This is a genomic window from Mesorhizobium sp. P170090 (assembly GCF_057786115.1).
Window position 1 is genome coordinate 6,392,076 of the sequence record NZ_JBYNWH010000001.1, and the last position, 10,425, is coordinate 6,402,500.

8 protein-coding genes, 2 tRNA genes, 2 rRNA genes and 1 pseudogene (1 of these 13 cut by a window edge) are annotated in these 10,425 nt (G+C 58.5%); 7 read left to right on the forward strand and 6 right to left on the reverse strand.

Annotation, left to right across the window (positions count from 1 at the left end; genetic code table 11):
- The first annotated feature begins 92 nt into the window (after positions 1-92).
- The 5 genes from AC3EML_RS30800 to AC3EML_RS30820 are packed head-to-tail and all read left to right on the forward strand — an operon-like array spanning position 93 to position 3,554.
- Positions 93-596, forward strand: a complete 504-nt coding sequence (locus AC3EML_RS30800) for a phage tail protein (protein ID WP_023818516.1) — start codon at positions 93-95, stop codon at positions 594-596.
- 12 nt (positions 597-608) lie between these two features.
- Positions 609-1,112 carry a phage tail protein gene (locus tag AC3EML_RS30805; protein WP_023818515.1) on the forward strand — a complete coding sequence of 168 codons (504 nt, stop codon included), beginning with the start codon at positions 609-611 and terminating at the stop codon, positions 1,110-1,112.
- A gap of 11 nt (positions 1,113-1,123) precedes the next feature.
- Positions 1,124-1,648, forward strand: coding sequence for a phage tail protein (locus AC3EML_RS30810; protein WP_352521621.1), 525 nt, complete (start codon positions 1,124-1,126; stop codon positions 1,646-1,648).
- A gap of 27 nt (positions 1,649-1,675) precedes the next feature.
- The gene (locus AC3EML_RS30815; RefSeq protein ID WP_352521622.1) at positions 1,676-2,995 is read left to right on the forward strand and encodes a DUF8189 domain-containing protein; all 1,320 of its coding nucleotides are present in this window, start codon (positions 1,676-1,678) and stop codon (positions 2,993-2,995) included.
- Between the two features lie 16 nt (positions 2,996-3,011).
- Entirely contained in the window at positions 3,012-3,554 is a 543-nt protein-coding gene (locus AC3EML_RS30820) for a GNAT family N-acetyltransferase (RefSeq protein WP_352521623.1), read from the forward strand.
- Here the strand turns inward: AC3EML_RS30820 and AC3EML_RS30825 are convergent.
- Positions 3,533-3,802, reverse strand: coding sequence for a DUF6916 family protein (locus tag AC3EML_RS30825; RefSeq protein WP_352521624.1), 270 nt, complete (start codon positions 3,800-3,802; stop codon positions 3,533-3,535). The two genes, AC3EML_RS30820 and AC3EML_RS30825, sit on opposite strands and share 22 nt — an antisense overlap.
- Before the next feature lie 238 nt (positions 3,803-4,040).
- Between AC3EML_RS30825 and AC3EML_RS30830 the strand changes: the two genes are divergently transcribed.
- A complete protein-coding gene (locus AC3EML_RS30830; protein ID WP_023698851.1) occupies positions 4,041-4,835 on the forward strand; it encodes a SapC family protein in 795 nt (264 codons plus the stop codon).
- Positions 4,836-4,973: 138 nt separating this feature from the next.
- On the opposite strand, the gene AC3EML_RS30835 is transcribed toward AC3EML_RS30830, so the two are convergent.
- Positions 4,974-5,105, reverse strand: coding sequence for a hypothetical protein (locus AC3EML_RS30835; protein WP_352521625.1), 132 nt, complete (start codon positions 5,103-5,105; stop codon positions 4,974-4,976).
- Positions 5,106-5,224: 119 nt separating this feature from the next.
- On the opposite strand from AC3EML_RS30835, the pseudogene AC3EML_RS30840 reads away from it, so the two are divergent.
- A pseudogene (locus AC3EML_RS30840) lies at positions 5,225-6,366 on the forward strand (helix-turn-helix domain-containing protein).
- 43 nt (positions 6,367-6,409) lie between these two features.
- Here the strand turns inward: AC3EML_RS30840 and AC3EML_RS30845 are convergent.
- The 4 genes from AC3EML_RS30845 to AC3EML_RS30860 form a co-directional block, all read right to left on the reverse strand.
- Positions 6,410-6,486 (reverse strand) — tRNA-Met (locus AC3EML_RS30845).
- A 351-nt stretch (positions 6,487-6,837) separates the two neighbouring features.
- Positions 6,838-6,952 (reverse strand): 5S ribosomal RNA (gene rrf, locus AC3EML_RS30850).
- A gap of 202 nt (positions 6,953-7,154) precedes the next feature.
- Positions 7,155-9,956, reverse strand: a 23S ribosomal RNA gene (locus AC3EML_RS30855).
- A 419-nt stretch (positions 9,957-10,375) separates the two neighbouring features.
- Positions 10,376-10,425: transfer RNA gene (locus tag AC3EML_RS30860), tRNA-Ala, on the reverse strand; it runs 26 nt beyond the window's last position.

Consider the following 10,425-nt stretch of genomic DNA (forward strand, 5'->3'; position numbering starts at 1 on the left):
GCAGTAGATCAACATTAATTTTCTTGGAGATTTCTGTCGACTTGCTAATACAATCGTCTTAAGGTCTGTACAGAGTTTGGGGGAGAGGACTTATGTCTGAACCGTTTTTATCGGAAATCAGAATCATGTCGTTTGTGTTCGCGCCAAAAGGCTGGGCACTCTGTAACGGCCAGCTTCTCCCCATAAATCAAAACCAGCCGCTCTTTTCGCTGCTCGGCACCACCTTCGGCGGCGATGGCCGGGTGAATTTCGCACTTCCCGACTTTCGCGGGCGCATGCCGATTCATGTCGGCGGCGGCCATACGCTGGGCGAGCGCGGCGGCGAGCAGGCCCACACGCTGTCTATCGCCGAAATGCCCACACATATACACAGCGCCGGCGCATCGTCCGGCACCGGCGTGAGCAACCTTCCGGCCAACAACGTTCTGGGCAACAGCACGCCGAACCTCCTTTATGGCCCGGTGCAAAACCTCGGCGCCATGGCTTCCGGCACCGTCACCAATATCGGCGGCAGTCAGGCACATCTCAATATGCAGCCTTTTCTGGCATTGAATTTCTGCATTGCCCTGCAGGGCATTTTCCCATCGCCGACCTGAGGAAACGCGATCATGGCACAACCCTATGTTGGCGAAGTTCGAATGTTTGCCGGCAACTTCGCGCCAGCCGGCTGGATGTTCTGCGAGGGACAGTTGCTGCCGATCTCCGAGAACGAGACACTTTTCCAACTGATAGGCACCACCTATGGCGGCGATGGCCAGAGCACCTTCGCATTGCCTGACCTGCGTGGCCGCCTTCCCATCCATCAGGGCAACGGGTTCATCCTGGCCGAGACGGGGGGCGTGGAGGAGATCACGCTGACAATCCAGCAGATTCCGGCGCATACCCACGCCCTGCTGGCCTCGAGCGACGTAGCCAATCAGCCCAATCCCAGCCAAAGCGTCATCGGCAGGTCAGGTCAGGTCAATGCGTTCATCAACGGCGGCCCATCGGTGCCAATGAGCACCCAGTTCCTCGGTAGCCGCGGCGGCAGCCAGCCACACAGCAATTTCCAGCCCTATCTGTGCGTCGACTTCATTATCTCGCTGTTCGGCATATTCCCTTCGCCGACTTAAAGAGGACCGTCATGGCCGATCCGTTCGTTGCCGAAATCCGTATCTTTCCGTTCAAATTCTCGCCCAAGGGCTGGGCCTGGTGCGACGGCCAATTGCTGCCGCTATCGCAGAACACCGCATTGTTCTCGCTGCTCGGCACCACCTATGGCGGCAACGGGAAGTCCAACTTCGCCCTGCCTGATTTGCAAGGCCGCGCACCGATGCACCCGGGGCAAGGACCGGGCCTGTCACTGCATGATCTTGGCGAAAACGGTGGTTCCGAAACGGTGTCTCTGCTGGAGTCCGAGCTTCCGATGCATAACCATTTCGCCATGGCCGCCCCGTCGGTCGTCAGCGGAGACAGCAACATCGCTCCCGGCAATGCGTTCGCCAAGTCGAGCCAAGGAAATGTATATGTCGCGCCAGGCGGCATGGTGTCACTGTCGGACCAGGCAGTATCGCCTGCCGGCGGCGGCCAGCCGCACAACAATATGCAGCCCTATCTCACTTGTTATTTCTGCATCGCACTGCAAGGCGTTTTCCCGCCGAGAGGCTGATACAGGCAACAAGGCAGGACCGATACGATGGCCAAGAAAGCAGAACCGAAATCGAACGAACCGGCTTCAAAGGACAAGAAGCCCACTGCAGCTCCGAAGGCCGCTTCGAAGGCCAAGGCGAGCTCCGGGCCTGGGCCTATGTACCAGCACATGCCGGCTGGAGTTTCGTTCTTCGAATTGTCGCGGCTGATGGTGGTGGGTATTGATTCCGCCAAGGGTCAGTTGATCCAGAAAGCGCAGACTTCGCCGAACGGACCTTGGCCCTCCGCCTGGTCGCCGATCGCGCCCGGCGCCTGGGTGATCATGACGGCGGGCCTGACCAGGGATGGCCGCGTCGCGGTCGTGGCGCAGCCCTCGGGCGCCGCCAGTCTTTCCTTCATCACCGAGGACGAAAGCCAGGCCGGCCCGACAAGCAAATGGAACGCGCCGATGAACATCGGCGCACCGCCCGGCGCCGCCAGTTACCAGAAGCTTTCCATGGCCAACGATGCGGACGGCCGCATCGAGGTCTTCCTCACGGACAATCAGGGTCGCATCTGGTGGATCTACCAGAATCCGGAGCAGATCGTGCAGGTGCAGAAAACCATCACCCCGCCCGGCTCGACGACACCGATCGTCGTCACCGTCGATGAGCTCACGCCGCCCGCCAAGATGTGGAGCGACTGGATCCAGCTTGCCGGTCAACTGATAACGATCACTGCCATCCACCAGGGCGACGGCCGCATCGCGCTGTTCGGCATCAATTCGAATCTCCAGCTCTATCGCTGCCAGCAGGCGACCGCACAGGCACTGAAGGCGGCCGACTGGACGCAATGGGTGCAGATCGACAGCTCGCAAAGCGGCGGTTTTATCGAGATGGCGCCGGTGATCGGGCCGCTGGGCGCCACCAATCTGTTTGCCTTGAGCAAGGGCGGGCAGGTGCTGCACACGCGCCAGATGCCTGCCGGATCGGACTTCTGGACGCAATTGGCGACACCCGGTTATTCCAGGTGGCCCCAAAACGCGCTGGCCGCCGGCATCCAGGGCGACGGCGACATCGTGCTGGTCGCCACCGACCAGCAGCATGTCCTGCAGTTCAACGCGCAGTGGGATGCCTATAACCAGAACTGGTCAGGATGGCGTGATTTCGGCTTTGTCCTCAACTCGGCCCGCCTGTCGCTCAACTACAATGCCGACGGCCGGCTCGCTTTGTTCATGCTGATGGTCATGCCGGACGGCACAAGTGGGCTCTGGACGATCAACCAGATGTCTATCGACAGCTCCGAATGGGAATATGGCTGGACGGCGCTGACCACCAGCAACCTCAAGCAGATTGTCGTTGTACGCGACCTGACGCCGCCGGCCTGAAAGACTGCTCCGCCGAATGGTAATTGCCGGCTTACGATACATACGGGCAGCCGCGCTTGGGCTCGCACTGAGGCCCGAGACAGATGCCGACCGGCCGTTCATGGCCGCGCTTTATGCCTCGACGCGGACGGCGGAACTCGCCGGTGTGCCGTGGCCGCCGGAGGACAAGACGCAGTTTCTCGACATGCAGTTCCAGGCGCAGCACGCGCATTTCCGGCGCTATTATCCGCAAGGTGAATGGCATGTGGTGACGCATGCCGGGCAGGACATCGGCCGCCTCTATCTCGAGCGCTGGCCAAGCCAACATCGCATCATCGACATCGCCTTCCTGCCGGTGCATTGCGGCAAGGGCTTTGGCACAGCGCTGCTCGGCGATGTGATCGACGAGGCTGCCGCCGTCGGCAAGCCCGTGTCTATCCATGTCGAGAAGAACAATCCCGCGCGCCGGCTCTATCTGCGCCTTGGCTTCGTGGTCGCCGAAGACAAGGGCGTCTACGACCTGATGGCGCGGCCGGTGGCGGCATCCGCCGAGGCCGGTCAGTTGAAGACGGCCTCGTAGAGATAGCCGGTTGCATCGGCTGACACAGGCACGATGAAGATGTCGTGAGTGGTGTCGCTGCGGACAAAGCGATAGATAGCCTGCGGCAGCGCCGCGTCGCGCGGCCCCCTGAACAGCAGCGTGAAGCCACCGCCGTCGCGCGGGCTGTTGGCAATGGGCTGCACCGCGCTCAGTTCCATCGTGAGCGTCTGACCGCCGGCTTCGACGGAAAAGCTCTGCCCCTGCTCGAAATCCGAAAGCGATGCCATGCGCCTGCCCTGGTTCGTCTGTCTTTCAGACGGCTCTCTTGAGATGTCTATCCCGTCAGCCAATCTCGCCGCTTCATGGCGTGCTGTCTATAGAGCTCGATCTCCAGAAGTACAAAAGAGCACGATCAAACAAACAGATAGATTTATCTTGGCCATGTAGGGTGAAGCAGCCGTCAACGCGTTGCGCACCGGCAGCCACTGGCCTAAACCGGAATGGTATAAGAGGAGAACACTAGGGATGACTGACGCGAAAACAGACACGGCCCCGGCCGGAAGCACCGCGACAAACGCGCTGCCGCTGTTCTACAAAAAACCCGAGGCGCTCAATCCGCTGCGGCACGGCTCACTCGGCCTTACGGCGCGGGCCGATTTCTCCTTTGCCCGCACCGCGCACGCAATCCCCGTCGTCGCCTCGGAAATGCCGGCGGCAATGCGCTCCTACCCGATCGTTTTCATCGGCGACGCCAAGGCGCCTGTCATCATCACCGGCCTGCGTCAGGACCAGAACCTGTTCGTCGGCGCCGACGGCAAATGGGCGGAGCCGCATTACATTCCCGCCTATGTCCGCCGGTACCCCTTCATCCTGGCCGATGAATCGAAAACGACCGGCCGCCTGACGTTGTGCATCGACCGCGCCAGCGAACGCGTCGTCGAGCAGACGCCTTCGTCCAAGGGCGGCGACGAGACCGCGCCCTTCTTCGACGGCAACGAGCCGGCCGAGGCCTCGAGGCAGGCGCTCGCCTTCTGCAGCCAGTTCCAGACCGACTTCAATGCGACTCGCGCCATGATCGACAAGATCGACGCGCACGGCCTGTTCGCGCCGCGGCAGAGCAAGGTGACGCTGGAGGGCGGCGAGACCCTCAACCTCACCGACTTTCAGGTGATCGACGAGCCGGCCTTCAACAAATTGAGCGACGAGGCGTTTCTTGATCTCAGGAAATCCGGCGCGCTTGCGCTGCTCTATTGCCATCTCGCCTCGAGCAACAGCTGGACCTCGCTGGCCTTCCAGGCGTCATTGCGGCGAGCTGGCTGACGCGGCCCGCGACGAAAAGCTTCGGCAAGGCGCGGGTTGTTTAAATCAACGGTTCGCGCCTTCGCACGACGATCTCTCCGCGGCTCGAATCATGCTGTTGTCGTGCAGATCGCTTGCCATGACGGGTTGGCGAACTTCCTAATGCTCGACGTATAGCTTTCGCGAATGCGCCGAGGCGGCATCAATCCCCCGGTTCGCGGACCTCTCAATAAAGCCGAGCACGCCAACCTTGCTGCCCTCCTCGATCGTTGAATAGCCGGTCGTCGCCATCGATCACGGTCCGAACGCAAAAAGCCCGCGTGAAGCGGGCTTTTGAGCGGCCCGAGACATAGGTGACGATTTGTACCGGACACATGGGTAACACTTTTGGCTTTTGGCCGGAGGTGTTGATGCCGTGGAAAGAGTGTTCGGTGATGGAGGAACGTCTTCGTTTTGTGGCTCGTCTTCTCGACGGGGAAGGCATGAGCGATGTGTGCCGCGAGTTCGGCATCTCGCGCAAGACCGGCTACAAGATCTTCAACCGCTACAAGGAGGACGGGCTGGATGCGCTCACCGACCGCTCGCGGCGGCCGGTGCGTTACGCCAACCAGCTTCCCGACCAGATCGAGCGGCTGATCGTGGAGAGCAAGCCGGAGAAGCCGCACTGGGGTGCCAGGAAGATACGCGAGCTGCTGGTGCGCAGGCTGGCCGGCGACGTCCGCATCCCGGCCAGGAGCACCGTTCATGCCGTGCTCGATCGCCACGGCCTTGTGAGCCAGGCCCGCAAGAGGAACCGAGCGAACAGGTCGTGGGCACGCAACTGTCCCAGGCGGTTGTGCCCAACGATCTGTGGTGCGCCGACTTCAAGGGCGAGTTCAAGCTCGGCAACCGCCAATACTGTTACCCCCTGACGGTCACCGACCAGGCCTCGCGCTACCTGCTGGCCTGCGAAGCCCTTGAATCGACAAAGGAGGTTCCGGTCCTCGAGGCTTTCGTCCGGCTCTTCAAGGAACGCGGCCTGCCGGAAGCGATCAGAAGCGACAATGGCCTGCCCTTCGCCAGCCCCAACGGCCTTTACAACCTCTCGAAGCTGTCGGTCTTCTGGCTCAGGCTCGGCATCGCCGTCGAGCGCATCAAGCCCGGTCACCCGCAGCAGAACGGCCGCCATGAGCGCATGCACCGCACCCTGAAGCAGGAGACCACGCGGCCGCCGGGCATGAACGCCCTCCAGCAGCAGGCCCGGTTCGATGCTTTCATGAGCGAATTCAACGACGAGAGGCCCCACGAGGCGATCCAAGGCCTCCCCGAGCTGGACTACCCCTTCCATAACAAGGACATTCTCGTCACCGCCTGCGGCCGCATCTGCATGCACAGGAAGAAGATCAACATCTCCACCGTGCTCGCCGGCCAAAGGCTCGGAATCACCGAAGTCGACGACGGCATTTGGCTCATCAGCTTCATGCACTATGATCTCGGATATATCGACCTGGAACAAAGGACCTTGCAAACCATCGACAACCCGTTCGGCACGAGGTTGTCACCCATGTCTTAGGTACAGAATGTTACCCATGTCTCCGGGCCGTACATTTTTTTGTTGGTTGCGGGGACAGGATTTGAACCTGTGACCTTCAGGTTATGAGCCTGACGAGCTACCGGGCTGCTCCACCCCGCGTCACCTCCAGGGCAAGCTCTTGCTTGCTCCGGACTCTCCAGGGCAAGCTCTTGCTTGCTCCGGACTCTCCAGGGCAAGCTCTTGCTTGCTCCGGACTCTCCAGGGCAAGCTCTTGCTTGCTCCGGACTCTCCAGGGCAAGCTCTTGCCTGCTCCGGATCTGAAGCAAGCGTTTGCTTGCTTATCTGGACGTAAGCCTGGGCCTATGAACAGGATGGCTTACACATAGGTATATGGCTGACCAAATGAAAGGGCCGCTTGCGCGGCCCGTGATCCCTTGGCGGGCCTTTTCGTAGAGAGAAGATTTCAGTTTCATCCGGTTTGCGGATGAGAGTTCAACGTGCGTTTTGCAGACCTGGCAGCGACCTACTCTCCCGCGTCTTGAGACGAAGTACCATCAGCGCTGGAGCGTTTCACGGCCGAGTTCGGAATGGGATCGGGTGCAGCCGCTCCGCCATAACCACCAGGTCGGCAAAACGCACGTTATATCGAGAAGCTGTTTTTTCGTGCCAAGGCGACGTTTGTGTTTTGCTTTCGGGCGTAAGCCCGCAAGCGCGACTGCGCGTCGCCGGTTTTCCGGCGCCCTCGCGGAGCATAGGCCCTGTAAGGGCCGCTCATGCGTGAGCGCTGGTCAGATCATCGTGTTTCACGATGAGCATAAGGAATGAGAACGATCAAGCCGATCGAACTATTAGTACCGGTAAGCTTCAAGCGTTGCCGCTCTTCCACACCCGGCCTATCAACGTGGTCGTCTTCCACGGTTCTCAGGGAATACTCGTTTTAAGGTGGGTTTCCCGCTTAGATGCCTTCAGCGGTTATCCCGTCCGGATATAGCTACCCTGCTATGCGGCTGGCGCCACAACAGGTCCACCAGAGATCCGTCCATCCCGGTCCTCTCGTACTAGGGACAGATCCTTTCAATATTCCTACACCCACGGCAGATAGGGACCGAACTGTCTCACGACGTTCTGAACCCAACTCACGTACCGCTTTAAATGGCGAACAGCCATACCCTTGGGACCTGCTCCAGCCCCAGGATGCGATGAGTCGACATCGAGGTGCCAAACAACCCCGTCGATATGGACTCTTGGGGGTCATCAGCCTGTTATCCCCGGCGTACCTTTTATCCGTTGAGCGATGGCCCTTCCACGCGGGACCACCGGATCACTATGACCGACTTTCGTCTCTGCTCGACTTGTCAGTCTCGCAGTCAGGCAGGCTTATGCCATTGCACTCAGCGAACGATTTCCGACCGTTCTGAGCCCACCATCGCGCGCCTCCGTTACTCTTTAGGAGGCGACCGCCCCAGTCAAACTACCCACCATACATTGTCCCGGACCCGGATAACGGGCCGCGGTTAGACATCCATAGTAATAAGGGTGGTATTTCAAGGGTGGCTCCACCTGAGCTGGCGCCCAGGTTTCAAAGCCTACCACCTATCCTACACATGCCACTACGAATGCCAATGTAAAGCTATAGTAAAGGTGCACGGGGTCTTTCCGTCTAACCGCAGGAACCCCGCATCTTCACGGGGAATTCAATTTCACTGAGTCTATGCTGGAGACAGCGGGGAAGTCGTTACGCCATTCGTGCAGGTCGGAACTTACCCGACAAGGAATTTCGCTACCTTAGGACCGTTATAGTTACGGCCGCCGTTTACTGGGGCTTCGATTCAGAGCTTGCACCCCTCCTCTTAACCTTCCAGCACCGGGCAGGCGTCAGACCCTATACGTCGTCTTGCGACTTCGCAGAGCCCTGTGTTTTTGATAAACAGTCGCTACCCCCTGGTCTGTGCCACCCTCCTCTACTTGCGTAGAAAAGGGTCACGCTTCTTCCGAAGTTACGCGTGCAATTTGCCGAGTTCCTTCAGCATAGTTCTCTCAAGCGCCTTGGTATACTCTACCTGACCACCAGTGTCGGTTTCGGGTACGGTTTATAAGGAGGAGCTATTTCCTGGAACCGCTCCGCTGCCCGTTCAATCCGATAAGATTGGACAACTTGTGCGATCCGTCACTACCTCCAAGCCCACGAATATTAACGTGGTTCCCATCGACTACGCGTTTCCGCCTCGTCTTAGGGGCCGGCTAACCCTGCTCAGATTAGCTTTAAGCAGGAACCCTTGGTCTTTCGGCGGGGGAGTCTCTCACTCCCCTTACGTTACTCATGTCAGCATTCGCACTTCTGATACCTCCACCACCCCTCACGGGTATGGCTTCGTCAGCTTACAGAACGCTCCGCTACCGCTTGGCCCTTGCGGACCAAACCCTAAGCTTCGGTGTATGGCTTTAGCCCCGTTACATTTTCGGCGCAAAGACCCTTATTTAGACCAGTGAGCTGTTACGCTTTCTTTAAATGATGGCTGCTTCTAAGCCAACATCCTGGTTGTTTTGGGATCCTCACATCCTTTCCCACTTAGCCATAACTTGGGGACCTTAGCTGTAGGTCAGGGTTGTTTCCCTTTTCACGACGGACGTTAGCACCCGCCGTGTGTCTGCCGACTAGTACTCCCAGGTATTCGGAGTTTGGTTAGGTTTGGTAATCCGGTGAGGACCCCTAGCCCATCCAGTGCTCTACCCCCTGGGGTATTCGGTCGACGCTCTACCTAAATAGATTTCGCGGAGAACCAGCTATTTCCGAGTTTGATTGGCCTTTCACCCCTAGCCACAAGTCATCCCGAACTATTGCAACAGTTATGGGTTCGGTCCTCCAGTAAGTGTTACCTTACCTTCAACCTGCTCATGGCTAGATCACTCGGTTTCGGGTCTAATGCGACGAACTGAACGCCCTGTTCAGACTCGCTTTCGCTGCGCCTACACCTAGCGGTTTAAGCTTGCTCGTCACACTAAGTCGCTGACCCATTATACAAAAGGTACGTGGTGACCCTTGCGGGCTCCCACTGTTTGTAGGCAATCGGTTTCAGGTACTCTTTCACTCCCCTTGTCGGGGTGCTTTTCACCTTTCCCTCACGGTACTAGTTCGCTATCGGTCATGCACGAGTACTTAGGCTTGGAAGGTGGTCCTCCCAATTTCAGACAGGATTTCACGTGTCCCGCCTTACTCGAGGACGATTGATCGCATTACGCGTACGGGGCTGTCACCCACTATGGCCCTACTTTCCAGAAGGTTCCGCTTGTCTCTCAATCGCCACTGGCCTGGTCCGGGTTCGCTCGCCACTACTTCCGGAGTCTCGGTTGATGTCCTTTCCTACGGGTACTTAGATGTTTCAGTTCCCCGCGTTCGCCACTTTATCCCTATGTATTCAGGATAAGTTACCTATTATCGATACTTGGAAACCACAGCAGCAAGTCACCCTGCAGCTCTGATTTTCCAAGTACCTTAGGTGGGTTTCCCCATTCGGAAATCTACGGATCAAAGGGTATTCGCACCTCCCCGTAGCTTATCGCAGCGTATCACGTCCTTCATCGCCTGTGCATGCCAAGGCATCCACCAATTGCCCTTAAGACACTTGATCGTTCTCATTGCCAATGCCCATCCGCGCAATCCGAAGGATTGTCGCTTCAGCCTCTCCCTTGCGGGGTTGGCGTCCGCGCAATTCCAAAGGAATTGTCGCCTGAACCGGATCCTGTGCGGGATCCAAATTCGATGTCATTGGCACAAAAAGACCAGCTTCTCGAGATCGGTTCGAGGGTGCGGTTAGGCAAACCCATCATATGCGGGAGATTGAGCGTCTCCCGCGACAAATCACGAACCTTTCGGCTCATGAAGTTCGAACAAATCTTCTCTTTACGATGTCAAAACAGAACAAGCGGCAAGCCAAGAAGCTCACCACAAACCTTTATACGAATGACTTTTTCACCACCTCCTCGACACACTTCAAGGCGACGATCCTGCGGATCGCGCGACACGACAATCCTGCGGATTGCGTGGAAGTGGTGGAGCCGGACGGGATCGAACCGACGACATCCTGCTTGCAAAGCAGG